Origin of the sequence: Streptomyces sp. NPDC088732 (assembly GCF_044751205.1) — a bacterium.
In the GTDB taxonomy this organism is placed as follows: domain Bacteria; phylum Actinomycetota; class Actinomycetes; order Streptomycetales; family Streptomycetaceae; genus Actinacidiphila.
In genome coordinates this window covers 19285-37859 of the sequence record NZ_JBIVLI010000040.1, presented here as the reverse complement: position 1 = coordinate 37859, position 18575 = coordinate 19285, and the positions used below count along the sequence as shown (strand labels likewise).

The window sequence follows — 18575 nt, the reverse complement described above, 5'->3', positions numbered from 1 at the left end:
TGTGCAGCAGGTGAGCGAGCAGCCAGCGGTACGTCAGGATGTCGCCGCTGATTCCTCCGGGTCCGTCGGCTCGTCGGCCGCGGGCGCCTCGGCCGCCACGACGGCCGGGGCCGGCGCTTTTGGGGCCGTCTGCTGCATGGCGCGCTCGACGTCGGCGGGGTCCTGCGCCAGGGTGCGCAGGTGGCCGAGCATCGCCTCGAAGGCGGCGGACCCTTCGGGCGCCTCATCGTCGTCGCGCAGTGCCTCGACGAGTTCGACGATCTCCGACGACTCCAGCCGCGCCTTCAGCCGGCGCTTCCAGCCGGGGACGTCGCACTGGGAGAACCGCAGCGTCGGCTCGGCCCGCTTCCGGAACGCCCACAGCACTGCACGCATCGCAGTCGGCGACTGCGACTTCAGGGCGCGCTCGACGTCGTCCCACTCCAGGCCGGTCGCCGACTCGATCACGGCGGACTCGATCGCGGACAGGTCTTCGGTGGAGACCTGCTCGGGGGTGCCGCCGTCGGGGGTGTACGTGACGATCATGGGGGCTTCTCTCCTTCGAGGGGGCTGTCAGTTCAGGCGCTGGCGGACGTCGTCGAGGACCCGTTCGACCTCGCGCTCCATGCGCGCCCGGTGCTTGCGGATGGTCGAGTCCCACCAGGGGTCGGCGTACTGCGACACCCAGCGCCGCCGGTTGCGGAACACCGGGTGCCGGAGGCGGCCCTCGTCCAGCCGGGCCGGGACGTTGCGCATGCCGGGCGGGAGCGCGGACTTGTCGACCCATACCCGGGCGCCCGGGGTGCCGGTGTTCCGGACGCTGATGCGGATGGCGTTGGCGATGGTGATGCGCAGGGGTCGGGTGTTCGGGCTGGGGCCGCCGGGTACCCGGCGGCCCTGGCTCCGGATCTGCAGGGTGCGCACCCGGTCCTGCAGCCCGTCCCGCAGCGGCTCGGCGGCCCTGCGGATTCGGCGCTGCATCGACGCCCGGATGTTCTCGTGGCCAGCAGCTCGGAGCTTCCGCTGGAGTTCGAGCAACTGGCCGGTGCCGGTGATCCGTACGTCGCGCACGTGGTCACCTCACAGCGTGACGTCGGTGCTCATGTACTCGATCTTGGGCAGGTTGGTGCCGTCGTACAGGCCGGTGAAATTGAAGCTGGGCTTGACAACCGCGAACCCTTCGACCTGCGGCGGAGCGTCGTCGAACTTGATCACCGGCAGGGTGAACCTGATCGTTTCCTTGAAGGTCGCCGCGATGGTCGGGCCGATGAACTCCCACACGAAGCTGGTGCCGGCGTCGCTGGTGTGGAGGTCGTCGATCGTGGTGTCGACGTAGTCCATCTCGATCGTGCCGCTGATCTTCACCAGCTCGTTCGAGATCGGCTCTTTCTTCAGCCCGTTCGCGCCCGCGTAGTAGCGGTCGGTGGCCTGCGGCCTCTCGATCTTCACGGACACCTTGCGGATGCCGTCCTGCGCGGTCTCCGTCCCGAACGAGCCCATCTTGCAGGCCATCTGCGCGAAGTGGAACGGCGAGAACGCCGGGTACGACGCGACCGCCAAGGTCTGCGTCTCGTCGCAATCCTTCGCGTCGATCTCCAGCGTGCAGACCAGCATGCCGCCGACCTCGCACGAGAACTCGGCGCTGATGACCTTGCAGCCGACGAACGTCTTGTCCGTGACGACACCCGTCGTCAGCGGCACGCCCTTCTGGATCGTCAGCGACTTGCCCGCCACGTCCGCCAGGGTGTGAGTCTGCAGGTACGCCGGACCGGCACCCTGCTGCACCGGGGTCACGGTCGTGCCCATCAGCGCCTGAAGGATCAAGCCGAACAGCTTGTTCGGGACCTCCAGGTCGATGGAGCCGCCGGCGTCCCGGGTGGTGGCCACCCGGCGCGAGGCCCCAGCCAGCAGCCGACCCGCCGCGATCCCCGCGCTCTGGGCGGTCTGCTTCCGCAGAACGAGGGACTCCTTGGTGAACTCGGGGAATTTGCTGGGCGCCACGTAGGTGCCGTAGCTGCTCTCGGCCGCCCAACCGAGCTGCGCGCCGAGACCGGATCCGATGCCCATCAGTCGTCACTTCCCTTCAGGGTCTTGGCCGCAGTCTTCTTCGCGGGTGCGGGCGCGGGCTCGTCGACGAACCTGGGTTCCTCGACGGACTCCCAGTTGGTGGTCTGGCAGACGTAGGCCTCGAACCGCTGATCGGGGACCTCGACGACCTCGTCGGGCTCCACCACGCGGTCACCGAGTTCCGGCACAGTGACCGGCTCGGGGCCGACGAATCGGACTCGTGCCATGGGCTCTATCTCCTTCAGGGCATGGCGAGCAGCCCGCCAGCGGCAGGCTGCGAACGGGATGGGTCAGAGCCGGGCTTGACCGGACACGGTGAACGCCAGGCCCACCGTCACGCCTTCAGTGCTCTGGTACTGCCGCAGGTTCCCCGCGGTCAGGTGCGCCCACAGCACCGCGCCCCCCAGCGTCGGCGCGTCAGGGGTCAGGTCGGTGGCGCGCAGCTCGGTCTCGATGACGGCGAGCATCGCGAACGCCCGGTCGCGGATCGGCTTCATCTCGGTGTCGCCGGAGTTCACCTCGATGTAGCCGCTGATCGTGAGGGCCTCGTCGCGGCGGCGGGCCCCGGCCGAGGCGAATTGCTGCTCGATGCCGACTGCCGCGTCGCCGTCGGGCTGGTAGCCGACGTAGACCGCCTCGCCCGGCAGCGTGGTGATCGCGGGCCCGTCGATGACCTCGGCGTCGGCGAGGGCCGAGTCGGGCCGTGCCTTTGCCGCGGTCAGGATCGCGAGCAGCGCGTCGATCGCGGCAGGTGCCGCAGACGTTGCCATGTCAGGCCATCCCCGGCGGCAGGCGGTGCGGTTCCAGCAACTGCAGCGCACGGTTCGGGATCGCGTACCCGAACCCGCCGGTGGGTTCCGTCACGAGGAAGTCCTCGCCCGCGCCTGCCGTCGCTCGGCTGCCGCCGTACTTCGTGCGCCACAGGTGCTGCACGATCAGCTTGGAGGCGTCGCGGATCGTCGGCGGGATGATGGTCCGGCCGGCCACGTAGACCGCGCGGAGCGGCCCGTAGATACGGCCGCCGTCGAGGCGCTCGATTACGCCCGAGGAGTCGACGTCGAACTCGCTGGGGTCGTAGGCGGGGCCGCCCGAGCGGATCGCCACCAGCGACGTCAGCGACAGCACGGGCGGCTTGCGGAGCATCAGCGTGGTTGAGCCGTGAGCCGGGACGTCGATGCGCTCGGTGAAGGTGCGGCGGACGCACACCCCGGCGAAGCCCTCGATGTCCTCCGTGACGCTCTCGATCCAGCCGCGCAGTTCGTCGTCCGTGCTGGTGCTGGTAATCCGGAGGTGGTTCTTCATGTCCCGCAGCGACAGGATCATCGGCGGGGTCTGCTCGCGCACGTCGAACGCGTCGGTGTACGCGCAGGCCGGGTCGGTCCACACCCAGCGCACGGCGTGGCGGCCGGGCTGCTCCGGGACGTAATCGACCCGGTACTGCCCGGCCGCGCCCGGCGCGGGGACGGCCAGCGTGGTGGTCGTGCCGTCCGGCAAGGTGACCGTCAGCGTCGCGGTGGCGGCGGTGGTAGCCACGCCTCCCGCGTTGTGGCACTCGGCCTCCAGACGGACGGTGTCACCGAGATCGAACGGCATGGCTCACCACCCCTCTCACCGGGTCTCGTGCTCGTCGCCGCGACCCCCACCGCGCGAGACCTGTGCGGCCTTCTCCGTTGCCTGCTGCTCGTCGGCGGCCTGCTCGGCGTCGCGGGCGCGGGCCTGCTCCAGGACCGCGTCTCGCTCCTTCGCGATGCCCTTGCGGGGGGCCGCACTCGCAGCCTCGGCGTCGAGCACACGGAGTGCCTCGGCCTCGCCAACGGTGGCAAGGTAGCCGAGGACGTCGGCCGCGTTGTGCTCGCTCGGGTCGAACGGCTCGCCGCTGGTGGGCACGTCGTCCTCGCCGTCCTTCGGCGCGGCGGTCGGAGCCTCGACGGTGACGAGCCAGCGGACCGGGGCCGGGTCGGCGCCCGTGTCCTCGACCGGCTCGACGACCGCCTCGACGACAACCAGTTCGTCGCCGTTGGTGGTGACGACGCGCGGGTGTGCCTCGACCCGCCCGGCCTCCGGCTCGGCGTCGGCCCACTGCGCGCGGTGCCCGTCGGCCCACGCCGCAGCCTCGTCATCGGGCAGGTCGACCAGGTCGCCCGGCGCCCACGAGAAGTCGTCGCCGGCGACCCCCTCCAGTACGCGGATGCGCGCCATCAGGGGTGCACCACCGGGGCGACCCGCGGGTTCGACAGCAGCACGGTCGCGCCGTAGATGCCGCCGGACGTGGTGCCCGCCGCGGTGACGATGGCCCGGACGTACCGCTTCCCGCCCTTGTAGCCGACCTCGAAGATCTTGTTGTCGTCCGTCGCCGCGATCGCCGGCTCGGTTCCCTGCAGGAAGGAGTCGGCGACGGCCGTGAAGTTCGTTCCGTCGTCGGAGTCCTGCACCTCGATGGTGTGGGTGCCGTCGGTGATCGTGCCCGTGTGGACCACGACCGTGGCGTCCTGGTACATGCATCCGTTGACGTTGCGGTCCACCGAGGTGCCGTTCGCCGAGGCGGTACGCGCGACGATCGCCAGCGTCTCGCGCTCTGTGACGTTGTTGTACGCGTCCCTCACGACGCGCTCCTCTCATGTCGTGCCGGGCCCGGAGCCACGCGGCTCCGGGCCATGGGGCTGGGATGGATCAGGTCGCGGAGTGCGCGTACGCGCGGATCGCCTGCGTGTCGTCGACCATGCCGTCGAAGCGGGCGAAGCCGAGGAACCCGACCTGCAGATAGTCGGCGTAGCGCTCGGTGAGCCGCATCATCTGCACGTCGAGCACCTGCCGGATGAGGTAGCCAGCCGCGATGTCGCCGAACACCAGGCTCTTGGCGTTCGCGGCCGGAGCAGGCATGCCGTTGTCGAGGGCGTACTCGAACCCGTTGATCGTGGCGGGGAATCCGGGTGCCGGGATCGGAACCCAGAGCGGGCGCTGCTGGCCGTCCTTGAGCTTGCGGATCACCTTCAGCGCGGTGTCGCCCATCAGGTACTTCGCGTTTGCTCGGTAGGCGCTGTCGACGGAGTGCTCCAGGTCGACGAGGTCGTCGTAGATGATCGATGTGGTCTGGCCGTTGGCGCCGGTCTTACCGACCGTGACGTTCGTGGTGATGCCCTCGGGCTGGTCGACGCCGGTGCCCGTGATGAACGAGCGGGCCGCGCGCCGGCCGATGCGCTCGCCCAGCTTCTTCGGGAGCCACGTGTCGAGGCTGAACGCCGAGTCCTGCAGCAGGGTCAGCGCGACCCGCACGGTCTTCGAGCTGTAGGTGAACGCCTTCAGCTTCCGGCCGCCGAGCTGCACATCCTGCTCGCCGGCCTGCTGGTTCTCGCCGAGGATCTCACCCTCGTTGCCGGTGTCGTCGTTCGTCGGCCACGACAGGTCGGCGCCGGTCGACGTCGGGATGACGGTCGCCAGGTTCAGCAGCCCGCCGTACGCCTTCATCGCCTCGGTCATCGTGCCGCGGAACTCGTCGGGCACGAGGTAGCCGCCAGCGGTGTCGACGTTGGCACCCATGGCGCGCATGTCGACCTGGCCGTCGGCGAGAAGCAGGCGCTGCTCGACGGAAAGGCGGTCCATGCCGCCGCGCATGTACAGGCCGAACGCGTCGGCGTACCGCTTCTTCCGGTCGTCGCCGCCCTCACGGCGGTCGTCCTGGTCGCCGGTCGTGGTGACGATCTGGCCGCGGTCGATGGAGTTGAGGTGCGCCGCGCGGTTGAGGCGGTCGATGTCGCCGGACACTTCGGTGAGCCGTGCCTCGGCGGCGTCCCAGTTGGTCCGCTCTTCGGCGGTCCAGTCACGGCCCTCGGCCTCGCCTGCGGACTGGATCTCCTGCATGCGGTTCCACAGGGTGTTCTGCTCGTCGATCAGCTTCTTGAGCCGCTCGCTCATGGGTGGGTGCTCCTTCAGGGCATGCCGAACGCCCGGCCGTGGCCGGGTCGGCGGGGTGAGTACGGGCTATCGGCGGGGCAGGTTGTAGCGCGCCGCCAGGGCCCGCATACGGATGTCGACCGAGTCGTCGTTCCGCCGAGTGGTCGCTGCCGGCTCGGTGGTCGTGGCCTCGGGTTCGGTCGTGTCCTCGCGAGTGGACTCACCCGGCTCGCGGTCGGTGACCTGTTCCTGCTTATCGGCGGGGGCGGCGGTGTCCCGCCGGGTCCCCTGTGGGTCGACGACCTGCAGCAGGTCGCCAAGTTCGGGACGGAACGCCGCGCGCTTCTCGATCGCGGCGCGGTCGCCGCGGTGCACGAGTGCGCTGCAGACGCTGGCAAGTTCGGCCTCGGTGTCGACGTACGCGGGGAACGTCACGGCCGACACCTCGATCAGGCGGGCTTCGAGGATGCGCCGCACCTCGACCTCGGCGCTCTGCCCGTCGGACGTCTCGACGGTCTCCAACGTCCAGTCGTCCTTGATGACGTAGAACCCGAAGCTCATGCCCGTGATGTTCTTGTTGCGGACGTTCGCCTTCAGGTCGGAGACGTACGACAGTTCCGGGTCGAGGGCCGAGTCGACCGCCAGGCCCTTGCCGTCCTCGGCCAGATCCAGCGTGCCGGCCGACACGCGGCTGACCACGTAGTACGAGTCGTGGTCGATGAGCATCCGGGCGTCGCCCTCTTGCAGGGTCTTCGTGAACGCGCCCGGTGCGATCTCCTCGTAAAACCCCCACCGGAGGGGATTCCCGATCGCGGTCCGCGAGTTGAACACCGCGGCGTAGCCGTTGAAGCGGGCGCCGACCGTGTCGCCCTCGTCTGTGCGTACGGAGACCTCTGCCGTGGACAACGGCAGACGGCGGCGCTCCTCACTCGTTGTCCTCGTCAGGGTCATGTCTGGCTGCCTTCCTCGGGCTCGTCAGGGGTCTGCAGGAGACGGTGTGCCTCCGCCATCAGGGCGGCCGCGCGCGCCGCGTTGGAGCCGCCGGCCGCGCCACCACCTGAGCTGTTGGCCAGCGGGTCGGATCCCAGCGGCGCCATGTACAGCGGCTGCAGGTGCAGGTCGCCCTCGGCACCGATCGGCGGCCGGTCTTCGAGGTCGAGGATGTCGTTCGCCGAGTAGGCGCCGACGTCGCGCATCGCCCGGTAGAACGTGGCACGCGCCGCGCTGTCGCCGCGGAGCAGGCCACCGAGCTGGTACTTCGCGTACTGCTGCGTGCCCGGCAGTAGTTCCTTCGTGACCCGCTGCTCGGTCGGGGTCAGCCAGGTCGGCGCCAGGTCGAAGGTGACCCAGCCCTGTGCCTGCTGCTCAAGGCCGGTCCCCCAGCTCGTGGACTTGGCGGTCTCCATCAGCAGGAACAGCGGGACGCCGAACATCCGGGCCACCTCGGTGACCTGGAACTCCCGGGACTCCAGGAACTGCGCGTCGACGTTGGGCATGGTCACGGGCTTGAAGCTCGCGCCGCTGTCGAGCACGGCGACCTCGTGGCTGTTCTGCAGGCCGGCCATCTTGGACTTCCACCGCTGCTTGAGCGCCTCGGCCTGGTCCGGGTTGAGACGCTGCTCGGTCTGCAGCACGCCGCCGATCATGTTGCCCGAGCCGAACAGGCGGGCCGCCGACTTCTCCGCCGCCTGCGCAAGGCCGATGCCCTGCGCCGCGAGCCGGACCGGCGAGCAACCGGTGATGCCGTCGTACCCGAGGCCCGGGATGTGCAGGACGTCGTTCGGCGTCAGTCGCCACACCGCGCCCCAGTCGTCCGTGACCCAGAACCATTTGCCGCTCGGGTTGCCCTCGGTCGGCCGCTCCCGGTCAACCTGCACCCGGTCCGGTGTGAGCGGCCACAGCTCCTTGACCTGCTTGGCGTTGTTCCGGACCTTCTGGATGTAGCCGTTGCCCCACAGGACGCGGTGCCCGTACGTCAGCCGCCACAGTTCGAGAGGCGTCAGATCAGGGTGCGGATCAGCCAGCAGCGGCGACTCGGCCCGCTCCTTCGTGCCCGTCTTGTACACCGGCATCGGCAGCGCCGACGCCACCCCCGCGATCACCGACACCGCACGCCACACCGCCGGCATGTGCAGCGCGGACTTCTCCGACACCGAGATCCCGGAGTCCACCTGCTGGCCGCCGAGGTACTCCAGCAGCGATGTGGAGGTGAGCGACGTGGCAGGGCTCTCGATGCTCGCCCGATCCTCGAACAGCCCGAACAGGCTCACTGCCGCTCACCTCCCGCCCCATCACCGCGCCGCACCACCGCAGCACGCTTCTTGTCGGCGGCGGCCCGCTCGCAGGCCCACACGCCCAGTACCGCCCCGAGGATCACTGCGCCCGGGACGTACACCATCGCCACGCCCACCAGTCCGAGCAGCAGGAACGCCGTCTCCAGCAGCGTCAGCCACGGCACAGCGCGGCGCTTCTCCTCGTCGCTCACCACAGGTTCGGCGCTCCTTCATCCTCTTCCTCCGGCAGCGTGACCAGACCCCAGCGGGCCAGCGTCCCGGCGACCAGCGGGCTGATGTCGACGTCCACGCCGCGCCGCGCCCACGCGGACGCGTCCCCGAGGGGGCGCAGCTCGGCGCCGGCCAGCGCCGTCGTCAGCGGGGCGTTCCCCAGGTGCACGGTCGTCTGGTCAGCGACGGAGTCGATGAACTGGCCCGTGGCCTGCCCGATCTCGCGCACCTTCGGGGTCGTGACCTCCAGCGCCTTCAGGTCGACACCCTGCTCGGCAGCCGCCGCCTTCAGCGCGTCTTGCAGTCCCGAGATGAGCGACCCGGCTGGGCCGCCGCCGTCGATGACCCACGCCGCCGGGTCCCACTTCAGGGCCAGCTCGACGGCCCGCGGGATGACCCAGCCGATGCCCGGTCGGTGCTCAACGACCTCGACATGCACCGACTTGCCAGACCGCCCGGCCACGCAGATCGCTGCGTGTGAGCGCTCGGGTGGCATGTCGATGGAGAACACCACCGGGTCGCTGGGGCGGCTTGTGCCGTCCTCCAGCGCCCGCCACGCGTCCTCGTCGATGACCGACCAGGTGTCCTCTTCCTCCGACGGGTACACGCCGACCCCCAGCCGCTCGCGAGCGAAGCCCTCGGTGCTCATGGTCAGGCGCTCGTTGCGGGACTTCTCCAGCGACAGCCGGTAGCCGGTCGCCGGGTTCGCCTTGAGGATCGCCTCGTCGCTGCCCGCGTCATCATGGTCCGCGCAGTCCGGGCGGCACTCGTCGACGTGCGGGTCGATGGACCACTCGAAGTAGGCCAGACTCGGATCCGGCACACCCTTCTCCAGGGCTTGCAGCGCCCGGCGTCGTAGCCGCCCGAGCTGCACCGACAGGGCCCCGATGCCCGCGGACCCCAGGTACCAGATCTGCGGGTTGGCCACGGCCGCCATGGTCGGTAGCAGCGCATCCATCTCGTCGTCGCCGAGGATCATGTCCTCGTCGAGGATGTTGGTCCACCCCGTGAAGCCACGGCCCGACCCCTTCGAGCGGGCGATGAATCGGAGCAGCTCCCCGGTGTGCAGCTCGATCGACTCCTCGCCGGTCGTCTGCCAGTACCGCTTGACGCGTCTGTGCAGGTCAGGGCACCCCTTGATAAGGCGCTCGATCCTGCGGAAGGCGTTCTTGGCGGTCTTGAATTCGTGCGCGGAGTGGAGGATCAGTTCCTCGCCGCCGACGAACAGGCCCCACAGCTCGCGGGCCTCGATGATCCCGCCCTTGCCGTTCTGCCTCGGCACGTTGACCCCGACCTCGAACGCCGACCAATCGCCCGCCGCGTTCTCTCCCATGCCCTGGTGCAGCACCAGCTGTTGCCACGGGTCGAGCTTCAGCCCAGCGTGTCGCGCTAGGTCGATCGCCTCCTGCCCGGCACTGGAAACGAACGTCGACGGGACAGTCGTGATGCGAGGCCGCTGGTGGCCGAACAGGGGCTCACTCACCGGAGGATGTGATGGCCCGGAGTCGGGCCTTGCGCTCTGCTCGGTCATCGTTGATGCCATCGACCACATCCCCCTTCCGGTCGGCGGGCGCGAGCCTGCGCAGGTCAGCCATGACGGCGCGCCACTCGTGGGCGACTCGGGCGAGGGGGCCCCCTTCGGCGCCGTCCATCTCGCGAGCAAGCTTGATCGCTACGGCGACGGACCCGGGTGCGACGGTCGACACCCTCAGGGCGATCACCTCGTCGCGGGTGGCCTGCTCGACCTCACCCACGGTCGCCACCCCCGCTCGCTATTTGGGCAACCACCTACGGTCGGGGAAATAGCGGGAGCCGAGTGACACAGCGTGACATGCATGCATGGCGCACGGGCATCACGGAGAGTCACTAATTGTGCATCCATCGGAGGATGGGTCAAGATCGCTTCGGCTCACGCAAAAAGACGGGCGACAAGGGCGTTTTGGGTCGCCCGCCCCTTCGCTGAACTTTTGATCCACTCTCACGCCCCGAGCCTCGGGACCTGCGATGGGTGGCGCGTACCGCTACCCCTGCCGGGATGCCCATGCCCCCTCCGTGCGAGCCGAAGCCGCGTCGATCACGGTTCCGAGTGCTGCCGAGGGGTGCTGAGGAGGCGTGACGCATGGTGACTCCCCTCGTGTCGCGTCTGTTCGCGTTGAGTTACCAATCGCGCGAGGCCTGCGCTGCGGTCGTCTGTGCGCCGCGTTGTCGTGCCTGCTGCGAGTACCAGCGGGTGACGACTGCGTCCATGCCTGGCTGTCTCATGTCCCGTACGCGCTGCTCCACGATGCGCCGGCCGGGGTCGACGACCACGATGCGGGCGCCGAGTCTGCGGTAGTGCGCGCGGGCTTTGGCCTGCGGCATGGTGTGGATGAGGTAGACGTCGGCCTGGTCGAGGTGCCGCTCGGCCTCGTGGATCGCCGCTTGCCGTGCGCGGTGGGCGACCTTGAGCAGCGTCTCGCTGTAGTCACGGTCGTCGTTGCCGGGGCCGGCGAGTGCGATGGCGATGAGGTCGAGGTCGATGACCACGTCCCGGCGCTTGGCGTGGGCTCGGATCCATGACGACTTGCCCGCGCCGGGTGGGCCGGTGACGACGTAGAGCACGGTGTGTCACCGCCCTCCCGGCCGGGTGGATGGGGTCAGTTCCCGAAGGGCGCGGGACCGCTGCCGTGAATGCTCACGTCTGCAGCATCAGCGTCGTAGGTCCAGGTGATGAAGTCGCGTTCCTGACCATCAGGATCGATGCGCAGCTTGGGGCTGTCGGTGTTGAAGATCTCCCAGGCGGCTGCCTCGTCTTGGGCCGTGATGGTGCCGCGCCATTCCTTCATGGCGCCGTCGGTGGAGATGGTGAGTTCGGCCGTGACTGGGTATTCCGTGCCACTGGCTACGACCGTGGCAGGCCCGTTGTACGTCGTCATGCCGACATCATGGCCGAGGTTCGGACGGGGGCGCTTCGTCGCCCGTGAAGTACGGAGTGAGGGGCTGGTCGGGGGTGAAGCGGGCCTCGCTGTTGACCAGGCGCACGGTCGCGGTGCGGCGGGTTCGACGGCGCAGCCATCGCGTGAGCCGGTAGCGGAGGCTCCGCTCGTGCCGCGCAATGTGGGCTCGTACGGCGGACGTGTCGATGTCGAGTACGGCGTAGCCGAGGCCGGTCTGCCGCGCGCTCGTCGGGATCTGCAGTGTGGCGTCGCAGGCCGGGCACTGGATGGTGACGGGGATGTTGCCTATGGCCATGGTCACCACCTCCGCGAGGTCTTGGTCGGCGCGGCGGAGAGCCTGTTGCCGCGGGCGCTGTTGCAGCGACGGTGCGCTGACCGGGCGTTGGCCTCGTCGAGCAGGTCGCCGCCGCGGCTGAGGGGCAGCTCGTGGTCGAGGGTGAACGCGGCCGCGCTGCGCTGGGCTGCGAGGCCCACGATCGTGTAGTCGATGGGCTGGCCGCACCACCAGCAGGGCAGGCCCTTGGCGCGCTGCCGGGCGGTGAGTGATCTGTACGGGCGGCCGTTGCGCGGGTTCCCGGCCATGACGCTACGACCGGTCAGCGCTGCCTGGGCCCCGCCTCCGGCCGATGGCGCGTTCGATGTATCGGGCGGTTTCGGTGGGGTCGGGGGCGCCGTGCACGTTGAGGGTGATGGCGCCGTCTGCTTGGTCGAGCGGGTGTGGGGCTGCCTCTGGCATGACCACGTCGGGGCTGCCGAGTGCGACCGGGTGGGCGAAGACGAGCACGGCGTACGCGCCCGTCATCTCCTTGATGCGCTGCGTGTACTCGTCGGGGAGCGGCGGGCCGTCCCATCCGGAGAGCACGAGCGCGAAGCGTTCCCCGTCGCCGCTGAACGGCGGGATCAGGAGCACGTCGAGGTACGCGGGCATGGGGACCTCTCTCGGGTGGGGGCGAGCACGGCTGCGGCCCCGTACCCGGTGGGGTGCGGGGCCGCGGGGTGTCGGGGGGTCAGTCGTCGCCGAGGACGCGCCGGCGGGCTGTGCTGGCCTTGCGGTTGAGGGCCCGGCTCATCTTGATCGCGATGACGGTGAAGGCGATGCCGAGCGCGAAGAACAGTACCTGCGTGATGACGCTCAGCACCGGTACGTCCTTGGTGGCGTAGGCGATGATCAGCCAGATGACGCCGCCGCAGAACCAGGCAGTCCAGAGCTGTCGCTTCTCGGTGCGTACGGCGCGCTCGATGTCGGTGTAGCTGGGCTCGGGCATTGCTCCCCCTCGATGGTGTGGGGTGCAGCATCCCGTACGCCGGGGCGACCGGGGGGCGGATTGTCCAGGTCGTGATCGAGTGAGGAGCGCCGCTACACCGTGCCTGCGACGCCGCCGCTCTCGGGCGCGGTGGGCGTGGGCTCGGCGCTGGGTTCAGCGGTCGGCGTGGGCGTCGAGCTGGGGCTCGGGCGTGTCGGCGTCGCAGACGGCCGCGGTGTCGTGGTGTGGGTCGGCTTGGGGTCGGGCTTGTCGTCGTCCGCGCAGGCGGTGAGCCCGCCGAGGGCGAGCAGGGCGACGAGGGCCGCGCCAGCGGCACGGTGCATGGTGACTCCTCAGGTGTTAGGGGCCCGCCGTCCGGTCGCGGTGGACAGAGACGCCCCCACGGGTCTACGTCCGTGCGCTTGGGGCCCACCGGACGGCGGGGGTCTGGAAACGCGAACGGCCCCCGCTGGTGGGCGGGGGCCGTTGCAATGCCTGTTTCCGGGCATGCCGGTCTGCCCCAAGGGTGCGACACGTGATCGCTGTACGTCAAGTCAGGTTGAGGTATCGGTGCGCCGATTTACCTGGGCGGGCGCTGCGCCCCTTTGGCAGTGCGGCACACTTTCGGCCGTGGACCCAACCATCAAGGGCGCCTACATCGGCGCCAGCGCCACGGCTCTCGGCGCCATCATCGGGGTCGCCGGCGCGAGAGTGCAGGCCAAGGCGGCGCTGAAAGCGGTCATCGTCCAGGCCCGAGGCCAGCGCTATGAGGCGGCTTGGCAGGTCCGTCGCGACGCCTATGCCGCGTTCCTTGGCGCCGTTGAGCAGGCCCGGGGTGCCATGGCCCACTTCGCCGCCGTGACTGAGGTGATGCTGGCCCACCCGACGCAGCCCTTTGAGACGCCGTCGGAAGCGAAAGCCGCGCTCACCGACTCCATGAAGGCCCTGTGGCACCAGCAGTCGGTGCTGCGGCTCTCGGTGACTGCTACTGAGGCCGCTACCGCCGACAGCTTCCTGTCGGTGCTCAACGGGGTGCGCTCGGACTTGGATGCTTGGGTCGCGGAAGTGCTGTCCAACGGGACCGAGGCCACACGGCTGCGCGCTGTGTACGTGCGCCGGAATGCTGATCTTGTCGACACCGTCGAGCACTTCATCGAGAACGCCAAGGGCTACCTGGATGGCATGCCTGATCTCGATCCGCCGCCGCCGGGCCTGCTGCACCGTTTCCGCACCTGGCGGATCGACCGCCGGTATCGCTCGTTGGACATGTAGAAACGTCTGACGGGCCGACCGACGGCGGGTCATCTCTCGTACTCGACACTCGTACTCGACACATGGTTGACTGACGGCATGACAGTCCCAAGGCTGACGAAGCCGACGATCGCCGTGCTGGAGGTTCTCCTAGCCTCGACGGACGACTCGCCGGCATGGGGCCTCAGCATCTGCCGTGAGGCAGACCTCGGCTCCGGCACCGTGTACCCAATCCTCGACCGACTCAAGGGGCTCGGCTGGGTCGAGACCAGGATCGAGGCCGAGCCCCACCCCGGTCGCCCTCCCCGTACGTACTACTCGTTGACGGGGGCTGGTCGCCTTCAGGCCACCACCGCCCTTGATGCGCGCCACGCCCGTCGATTTGGGATCCCGCGCTTCTCCGGAGGCGTGGCGTGAAGAGTTTGCTCCAGAAACATCGCTACAACTTGCTACGGGTGACATACGTTATTGCGTTGGGGGTCTCGGCGGTTTCCCTCATTGTGGCATTGCGTGATATTACCCACGACCTAACACTCACCACGGTGGTACGCATGGCTGTCGTGGTGCTACCAATCGTGGCCTTGCAGGTTGAGGCGTTCCCGACTTTCAAGATGGCACGAGCCATGGACACAGCGAAAGCGAGCCGCAGCGCGGCAACTGAAGCTCACTTTGCGGTGCAAGTCTCCTTCGCCAGGTGGCAGCGGGAGCTCAAGGAACTGAACGCAGAGGCGGAACGCTTGGCCATCGCAAACCCTGGCTGGGCCTCCCATAAGGGCGGCGTCGTACGGTCCGTAGAAATCGGCGACCGAATGAAATTCCTGAGTTTGCACTTCGCCGAGCACGAGGTACTGAAAAGTCGCTGGGAGGAATTGACTAGCAAGTACGTTGCGGATTGGGGCCGATACGAGAGCCAGGCAGCGCAGGTGCCGTCTGCGCGGGTAGCCAAGTGGCTGCGAAACGCCTTCACTAACTCCCTCAGTTCGCGCTTGACTGATCTGGCCGTGATTGTCGCTGGTGAGCGCCGCAGTGGGGTCGCTGACGAGTGGCGCGCGCACCTGGCGGGCGCTCCTGAAGCAGGCGTTGTCGTAGGGGGATTCGGCAGGGTCGTAGATGCGGCGGGCTTTGTGCTCGCGGCGCTTCGCTTCCGCGCCCACGATGTTGCCTCGCCGCTGTGGCGTCCGATCGACTGGTTGCTCGTGGCAAAGACAAGGACTAACTCGGCCATCGCCGTATGCGTGGGTGCTCTGGTGATTTACATCCAAGCACACGACGGGTTCCACACCCTGGTGACCGAGGGGTGGGGCTGGTGCGCGGGATGCGCTGGCGCTCTCTACATGCTGGCCACATGGCTCCGCGGAATCCGCGGAATTGAGTTGGCCTCGCGAAACGGCCAAGAGCCTGGTCGGCCATAGCTCAGGAGACGTGTACGCACGATGTCCCACCGCCATTCTCCGTCGCGGCGGGACATCGGCCTTCGAGCGCGTCCCTCACAACCAACCGACATACCCGGTCCGCTCCCATTCGGCGAGCTGCTCGCCGTCGACGGTGAGCACGCTGTGCTCGCTGGCGTACCGCAGCGCGGGCACGGTGAACCGACTGGTCGTCACGAGCACGGCGACGTCCGCGTGGTGGTGCGGGACGGCCGTGCCGACGAAGCGCTGCACGTCCGGGCTGCCGACGGGCTTCCGGTCGTACCGCTTGCACTGCACGACGACCTTGCGGCCGCTGCGGGTGTAGCCGATCACGTCGGCGCCGAGGTCGCCGGAGCCGCCGATGATGCGCGTGCCGGTCGCGCCGCTCGTCGACATGAGGGCCGCGACAGCCTGCTCGAACCGCCCGGCGTCGAGGGCGAGGTACTTCCCGGTCGCCCGGCCCTTCCGGCGACGCTTGCGGTACTTCCGCACCGCGACGGTGACCTTCGCGGCCGCGGCGGCGAGCAGCAGCGCGGCCAGGGACCAGGCGACGGCCTGGTGCTGCTGCAGCCATCGGACGACGCCGAGCACGAGCACGACAGCGACCAGGCTGCCGGTGGTGCCGAGTGCCTGCCGACTGCGGGCGGCGGCGCGGGCGGTGCTGGGCATGGCTCCCCCTGGTCAGTGGATGGTCGTGTTGGCTCGGCTGAACATGCCGCGGCTGTGGATGTGGGTCTCGGTGTGTGTCGTCGACGAGCTGCTGCCGGACAGCCGGATCACGGCGAGCAGCAGCGCGAGGGCGAGCAGGCTGCCGCCGCTGACGAGGACGGCGAGGCCGGCGACGACCTGTCCGAGTCCCCAGCCGACGCCGGCGCCCGCTGCGCCGAGGCCGACGCCTCCGGCGAGCAGGCGTGCGGCGATCGGGTCGATGAGCGGGCGGGGCGTCAGGTCGCGGGGCGCGGGGCGGGCGTAGGCCCACGGGTCGGGGCGCTGCTCGATGACGGGGATGAGCATCCCGGCGTACTGCTGGTAGCCGATGACGCGGGTGTCGTCGGGCGCGGTGGCGATGTCGGTGGCGGGGTGTACGGCGGTCGGCAGGAGCGGGGCGGGCTCGGTGCGGTGCGGGTCCATGGGTGTCCCCCGGTCAGTTCGTCGAGGTGGTGGTCGGCTTGGGGCCGTGTGCGTACACGCCCTGCCGGGGGCGGTGCATGCGGTCGGCGGCGACGTCGTCGCTGAGCCAGGTCTGTACGACGGTGCGGTTCCATCCCTCGCCGTACTTGCCGCGGAGGCGGGCGAAGATCTCGGTGGTGGGCACGCCGTCGGCGCCGGCCTCGTAGACCAGGCGCCGGATGTAGACGCGGCGCTCGTCGACCGGGCCCGCGGGCTCGGGGGCGGGTGCCTGCTCGCGGAGGAACTGGCCGAGTTCGTCGGCGAGCTGCTCGGCCTCGGGCGACACCTCGGGCTCGGGCGGGACGGTCTTGCCGATGCCGAGGTCGCTGAGGATCCGGGACGGCGGCAGGCCGAGGCGGGCCGCGGTGCTGCCGATGGTGGATCCGCCCGGGTGGGCGGGCGTGTCGGGCTTCGGGGCGGCGGGCATGGGGGTGTCGGTCCTCTGCAGGTGGGCGGTATCGGTGGCGTAGAGGTGCCGGATGCGGTCGGTCGACCAGCGGCCGGTGTAGGCAGGGCCGTGGTAAGCCGCGGCGTCCTCGGGGAGGCCGGGGCGTCGGCCGGTGAGGGCAACGGTGAGGGGCTCGATGTCGCGCTCGGGGTCGATGCGGTAGCTCTTGCCGGGCAGGATGCGGCCCTTGGGCCCGCGCTGTACGAGGACGGTGCCTTGGTGGGTGAGCGCGGTCGCGAGTCGGCCGAGCTTCGGTGCGTTGGGGAACACCGAGTTGGCGTCGGTCTGGCTGGTCATGCCGAGGCCGGCGCGGTTGCGGATCTGGCTCTTGAGGTCACCGGAGCCGAACATGGTGACGGTGCCGCGCTGCCCGGCGAGGATGATGATGACGCCCTCGGACCTGCCCTTGCGGACGATGTACGTGACCTTGGCGAGCAGCGTGGGGTCGGTGACGACGTCGGTGCACTCGTCGACGATGATCACGATGCGGGGCAGTTCGGGTGAGGTGGTGGCCTTCTCGGTGCCGCCGAGGCCGAGCGACGAGCGCCGGTCGATCTCGTTGCAGCCGTAGTCGAGGATGGCGTGCCACTCGTCGGGGCTGCGCCTGCCTTCGGTGCGCGGGCCCGTGTTGGTGGCGGCCCAGTCGATGATGGGGCGGCGGATCTTCCCGTCGAGCAGGGGCTGCACCCAGGGCTTGATGAAGCGGCCGCCCTTGGGGTCGATGACGGCGAGCAGCACGTCGACCATCTGCGCGCCCTTCTTGACCAGGACGTTCAGGAAGTTCGACTTCCCGGCGTCCGTCATGCCGACGACCATCCCGTGGGCGAGGAAGTCCCACTCCATGGGCGTGCCGTCCTCGTACACCCCGATGTCGAACGGGTCGTTCGAGGTGATCAGCGCGAGGTCGTGGGGCAGCGGGATCAGCTCGGCGAGCACGTCGCGCTCGGTGATGTGGAGCAGCACCTCGGACGGGTTGCTGCCTTCCTCGGTGCGGATGCCGCCGCTGCGCAGGCCGAGTCGGCGGCCGGCGATGACGGCGATCCGGTCGAGGGACTGCTCGATCGTCTTGTACGTGACGCGGCCGTGTTCGGGCAGCGAGAGGCGCAGCAGGTACCCGCCGGGCGTCTCGATGCGGTCGGCTTCGTGGACGCCCTTCTGTCCGGCGTCGGCGAGGATGCGCTCCCAGTCGGTGAGGTCGCCCTCGGCCGTCGGCGCGTCCTCCGCGGTCCGCTTCGCGGCGTCGTGCGCGATGGCCGCGCGGCGGGAGTGCCGGTACCAGGGGTACATCAGCCAGGCGGCCAGGGTCCCGGCGACGAGCGACCCGACGGTGTACGGGCCGAACGGATTGGTGCCGGCGGCCCAGGTAACCCACATCCCGGCGGCGCAGGTGCACGCGGTCTGGTAGGCGCCCTGCCAGATGTTGATGCCGGGAAGGCCCTGGCGCTTCTCCTCTACGCCCTTGGCCCAGGCGCCGAGTCCGGTGGCCGCGGTGGCGGCCAGGGCGACGCCGCCGAGCACGATGTTGCCGTTGCTGCCCGGGGTGAAGTCGGCGGCGCTGTTGAGGACGGCGCCAGCCGCCCACACCCACGCCCCGGCGGTGGGCATCGTGGCGGCGCGGCCGCGCTTCCACGCGTCAGCGGGCCGCTGGGTGGCATTCGGCATTGCTCGGTCCC

General features: G+C 69.7%; 27 protein-coding genes. 3 read left to right on the top strand and 24 right to left on the bottom strand.

Annotation, left to right across the window (positions count from 1 at the left end):
* Positions 1-33 precede the first annotated feature (33 nt).
* The 21 genes from ACIP9H_RS40525 to ACIP9H_RS40425 form a co-directional block, all read right to left on the bottom strand.
* Positions 34-525, bottom strand: coding sequence for a hypothetical protein (locus ACIP9H_RS40525; protein WP_401964022.1), 492 nt, complete (start codon positions 523-525; stop codon positions 34-36).
* Between the two features lie 27 nt (positions 526-552).
* Positions 553-1050: a hypothetical protein gene (locus ACIP9H_RS40520; RefSeq protein ID WP_401964020.1), complete on the bottom strand. Its 498-nt coding sequence runs from the start codon at positions 1048-1050 to the stop codon at positions 553-555.
* Positions 1051-1059: 9 nt separating this feature from the next.
* The gene (locus ACIP9H_RS40515; RefSeq protein ID WP_401964018.1) at positions 1060-2046 is read right to left on the bottom strand and encodes a phage tail tube protein; all 987 of its coding nucleotides are present in this window, start codon (positions 2044-2046) and stop codon (positions 1060-1062) included.
* Positions 2046-2273, bottom strand: coding sequence for a hypothetical protein (locus ACIP9H_RS40510; protein ID WP_401964016.1), 228 nt, complete (start codon positions 2271-2273; stop codon positions 2046-2048). The genes ACIP9H_RS40515 and ACIP9H_RS40510 overlap by 1 nt, the downstream gene beginning before the upstream one ends.
* Positions 2274-2336: 63 nt before the next feature.
* Entirely contained in the window at positions 2337-2816 is a 480-nt protein-coding gene (locus tag ACIP9H_RS40505; protein ID WP_401964014.1) for a hypothetical protein, read from the bottom strand.
* Between the two features lies 1 nt (position 2817).
* Positions 2818-3639 carry a hypothetical protein gene (locus ACIP9H_RS40500; protein ID WP_401964012.1) on the bottom strand — a complete coding sequence of 274 codons (822 nt, stop codon included), beginning with the start codon at positions 3637-3639 and terminating at the stop codon, positions 2818-2820.
* Between the two features lie 15 nt (positions 3640-3654).
* Complete coding sequence (locus tag ACIP9H_RS40495; RefSeq protein ID WP_401964011.1) at positions 3655-4245, bottom strand: hypothetical protein; 591 nt, start codon at positions 4243-4245, stop codon at positions 3655-3657.
* Complete coding sequence (locus ACIP9H_RS40490; RefSeq protein WP_401964009.1) at positions 4245-4649, bottom strand: hypothetical protein; 405 nt, start codon at positions 4647-4649, stop codon at positions 4245-4247. The genes ACIP9H_RS40495 and ACIP9H_RS40490 overlap by 1 nt, the downstream gene beginning before the upstream one ends.
* Positions 4650-4716: 67 nt before the next feature.
* The gene (locus ACIP9H_RS40485) at positions 4717-5958 is read right to left on the bottom strand and encodes a phage major capsid protein (RefSeq protein WP_401964007.1); all 1242 of its coding nucleotides are present in this window, start codon (positions 5956-5958) and stop codon (positions 4717-4719) included.
* A gap of 66 nt (positions 5959-6024) precedes the next feature.
* Positions 6025-6888 carry an HK97 family phage prohead protease gene (locus tag ACIP9H_RS40480; protein WP_401964005.1) on the bottom strand — a complete coding sequence of 288 codons (864 nt, stop codon included), beginning with the start codon at positions 6886-6888 and terminating at the stop codon, positions 6025-6027.
* The gene (locus ACIP9H_RS40475; protein ID WP_401964003.1) at positions 6885-8207 is read right to left on the bottom strand and encodes a phage portal protein; all 1323 of its coding nucleotides are present in this window, start codon (positions 8205-8207) and stop codon (positions 6885-6887) included. Before ACIP9H_RS40475 ends, ACIP9H_RS40480 begins: the two co-directional genes overlap by 4 nt.
* Complete coding sequence (locus ACIP9H_RS40470) at positions 8204-8422, bottom strand: hypothetical protein (RefSeq protein WP_401964002.1); 219 nt, start codon at positions 8420-8422, stop codon at positions 8204-8206. Before ACIP9H_RS40470 ends, ACIP9H_RS40475 begins: the two co-directional genes overlap by 4 nt.
* The gene (locus ACIP9H_RS40465) at positions 8419-9774 is read right to left on the bottom strand and encodes a terminase (protein ID WP_401964000.1); all 1356 of its coding nucleotides are present in this window, start codon (positions 9772-9774) and stop codon (positions 8419-8421) included. Before ACIP9H_RS40465 ends, ACIP9H_RS40470 begins: the two co-directional genes overlap by 4 nt.
* A gap of 142 nt (positions 9775-9916) precedes the next feature.
* Positions 9917-10195: a hypothetical protein gene (locus tag ACIP9H_RS40460; protein WP_401963998.1), complete on the bottom strand. Its 279-nt coding sequence runs from the start codon at positions 10193-10195 to the stop codon at positions 9917-9919.
* 403 nt (positions 10196-10598) lie between these two features.
* Positions 10599-11042 carry an AAA family ATPase gene (locus ACIP9H_RS40455; protein ID WP_401963996.1) on the bottom strand — a complete coding sequence of 148 codons (444 nt, stop codon included), beginning with the start codon at positions 11040-11042 and terminating at the stop codon, positions 10599-10601.
* A 35-nt stretch (positions 11043-11077) separates the two neighbouring features.
* Entirely contained in the window at positions 11078-11356 is a 279-nt protein-coding gene (locus ACIP9H_RS40450) for a hypothetical protein (protein WP_401963995.1), read from the bottom strand.
* Positions 11357-11363: 7 nt separating this feature from the next.
* Complete coding sequence (locus tag ACIP9H_RS40445; protein ID WP_401963993.1) at positions 11364-11672, bottom strand: hypothetical protein; 309 nt, start codon at positions 11670-11672, stop codon at positions 11364-11366.
* A gap of 2 nt (positions 11673-11674) precedes the next feature.
* Entirely contained in the window at positions 11675-11959 is a 285-nt protein-coding gene (locus ACIP9H_RS40440; RefSeq protein ID WP_401963991.1) for an HNH endonuclease, read from the bottom strand.
* Positions 11960-11963: 4 nt separating this feature from the next.
* Positions 11964-12305, bottom strand: a complete 342-nt coding sequence (locus tag ACIP9H_RS40435; RefSeq protein ID WP_401963989.1) for a hypothetical protein — start codon at positions 12303-12305, stop codon at positions 11964-11966.
* 79 nt (positions 12306-12384) lie between these two features.
* Positions 12385-12642 carry a hypothetical protein gene (locus tag ACIP9H_RS40430; protein WP_401963988.1) on the bottom strand — a complete coding sequence of 86 codons (258 nt, stop codon included), beginning with the start codon at positions 12640-12642 and terminating at the stop codon, positions 12385-12387.
* A 92-nt stretch (positions 12643-12734) separates the two neighbouring features.
* Positions 12735-12965: a hypothetical protein gene (locus ACIP9H_RS40425; protein WP_401963987.1), complete on the bottom strand. Its 231-nt coding sequence runs from the start codon at positions 12963-12965 to the stop codon at positions 12735-12737.
* A 286-nt stretch (positions 12966-13251) separates the two neighbouring features.
* Between ACIP9H_RS40425 and ACIP9H_RS40420 the strand changes: the two genes are divergently transcribed.
* The 3 genes from ACIP9H_RS40420 to ACIP9H_RS40410 all read left to right on the top strand — a co-directional run bounded on the left by ACIP9H_RS40420 (position 13252) and on the right by ACIP9H_RS40410 (position 15284).
* Complete coding sequence (locus tag ACIP9H_RS40420) at positions 13252-13893, top strand: hypothetical protein (RefSeq protein WP_401963985.1); 642 nt, start codon at positions 13252-13254, stop codon at positions 13891-13893.
* 78 nt (positions 13894-13971) lie between these two features.
* The gene (locus ACIP9H_RS40415; RefSeq protein WP_401963983.1) at positions 13972-14289 is read left to right on the top strand and encodes a PadR family transcriptional regulator; all 318 of its coding nucleotides are present in this window, start codon (positions 13972-13974) and stop codon (positions 14287-14289) included.
* On the top strand, positions 14286-15284 hold the full coding sequence (locus tag ACIP9H_RS40410) for a hypothetical protein (protein WP_401963981.1): 999 nt from the start codon (positions 14286-14288) through the stop codon (positions 15282-15284). The genes ACIP9H_RS40415 and ACIP9H_RS40410 overlap by 4 nt, the downstream gene beginning before the upstream one ends.
* Positions 15285-15359: 75 nt before the next feature.
* Here the strand turns inward: ACIP9H_RS40410 and ACIP9H_RS40405 are convergent, their stop codons facing one another.
* The 3 genes from ACIP9H_RS40405 to ACIP9H_RS40395 are packed head-to-tail and all read right to left on the bottom strand — an operon-like array spanning position 15360 to position 18564.
* Complete coding sequence (locus ACIP9H_RS40405; RefSeq protein WP_401963979.1) at positions 15360-15953, bottom strand: restriction endonuclease; 594 nt, start codon at positions 15951-15953, stop codon at positions 15360-15362.
* Between the two features lie 12 nt (positions 15954-15965).
* Positions 15966-16415 carry a hypothetical protein gene (locus ACIP9H_RS40400; RefSeq protein ID WP_401963977.1) on the bottom strand — a complete coding sequence of 150 codons (450 nt, stop codon included), beginning with the start codon at positions 16413-16415 and terminating at the stop codon, positions 15966-15968.
* 13 nt (positions 16416-16428) lie between these two features.
* Entirely contained in the window at positions 16429-18564 is a 2136-nt protein-coding gene (locus tag ACIP9H_RS40395) for a hypothetical protein (protein ID WP_401963975.1), read from the bottom strand.
* Positions 18565-18575: the final 11 nt, after the last annotated feature.

Bases quoted from the DNA above. Each gene is read 5' to 3' on its own strand.
- ACIP9H_RS40525 (WP_401964022.1), bottom strand. From the start codon at position 525: ATGATCGTCACGTACACCCCCGACGGCGGCACCCCCGAGCAGGTCTCC.
- ACIP9H_RS40515 (WP_401964018.1), bottom strand. From the start codon at position 2,046: ATGGGCATCGGATCCGGTCTCGGCGCGCAGCTCGGTTGGGCGGCCGAG.
- ACIP9H_RS40510 (WP_401964016.1), bottom strand. From the start codon at position 2,273: ATGGCACGAGTCCGATTCGTCGGCCCCGAGCCGGTCACTGTGCCGGAA.
- ACIP9H_RS40505 (WP_401964014.1), bottom strand. From the start codon at position 2,816: ATGGCAACGTCTGCGGCACCTGCCGCGATCGACGCGCTGCTCGCGATC.
- ACIP9H_RS40500 (WP_401964012.1), bottom strand. From the start codon at position 3,639: ATGCCGTTCGATCTCGGTGACACCGTCCGTCTGGAGGCCGAGTGCCAC.
- ACIP9H_RS40495 (WP_401964011.1), bottom strand. From the start codon at position 4,245: ATGGCGCGCATCCGCGTACTGGAGGGGGTCGCCGGCGACGACTTCTCG.
- ACIP9H_RS40485 (WP_401964007.1), bottom strand. From the start codon at position 5,958: ATGAGCGAGCGGCTCAAGAAGCTGATCGACGAGCAGAACACCCTGTGG.
- ACIP9H_RS40480 (WP_401964005.1), bottom strand. From the start codon at position 6,888: ATGACCCTGACGAGGACAACGAGTGAGGAGCGCCGCCGTCTGCCGTTG.
- ACIP9H_RS40465 (WP_401964000.1), bottom strand. From the start codon at position 9,774: ATGGGAGAGAACGCGGCGGGCGATTGGTCGGCGTTCGAGGTCGGGGTC.
- ACIP9H_RS40450 (WP_401963995.1), bottom strand. From the start codon at position 11,356: ATGACGACGTACAACGGGCCTGCCACGGTCGTAGCCAGTGGCACGGAA.
- ACIP9H_RS40445 (WP_401963993.1), bottom strand. From the start codon at position 11,672: ATGGCCATAGGCAACATCCCCGTCACCATCCAGTGCCCGGCCTGCGAC.
- ACIP9H_RS40440 (WP_401963991.1), bottom strand. From the start codon at position 11,959: ATGGCCGGGAACCCGCGCAACGGCCGCCCGTACAGATCACTCACCGCC.
- ACIP9H_RS40435 (WP_401963989.1), bottom strand. From the start codon at position 12,305: ATGCCCGCGTACCTCGACGTGCTCCTGATCCCGCCGTTCAGCGGCGAC.
- ACIP9H_RS40430 (WP_401963988.1), bottom strand. From the start codon at position 12,642: ATGCCCGAGCCCAGCTACACCGACATCGAGCGCGCCGTACGCACCGAG.
- ACIP9H_RS40425 (WP_401963987.1), bottom strand. From the start codon at position 12,965: ATGCACCGTGCCGCTGGCGCGGCCCTCGTCGCCCTGCTCGCCCTCGGC.
- ACIP9H_RS40415 (WP_401963983.1), top strand. From the start codon at position 13,972: ATGACAGTCCCAAGGCTGACGAAGCCGACGATCGCCGTGCTGGAGGTT.
- ACIP9H_RS40405 (WP_401963979.1), bottom strand. From the start codon at position 15,953: ATGCCCAGCACCGCCCGCGCCGCCGCCCGCAGTCGGCAGGCACTCGGC.
- ACIP9H_RS40400 (WP_401963977.1), bottom strand. From the start codon at position 16,415: ATGGACCCGCACCGCACCGAGCCCGCCCCGCTCCTGCCGACCGCCGTA.
- ACIP9H_RS40395 (WP_401963975.1), bottom strand. From the start codon at position 18,564: ATGCCGAATGCCACCCAGCGGCCCGCTGACGCGTGGAAGCGCGGCCGC.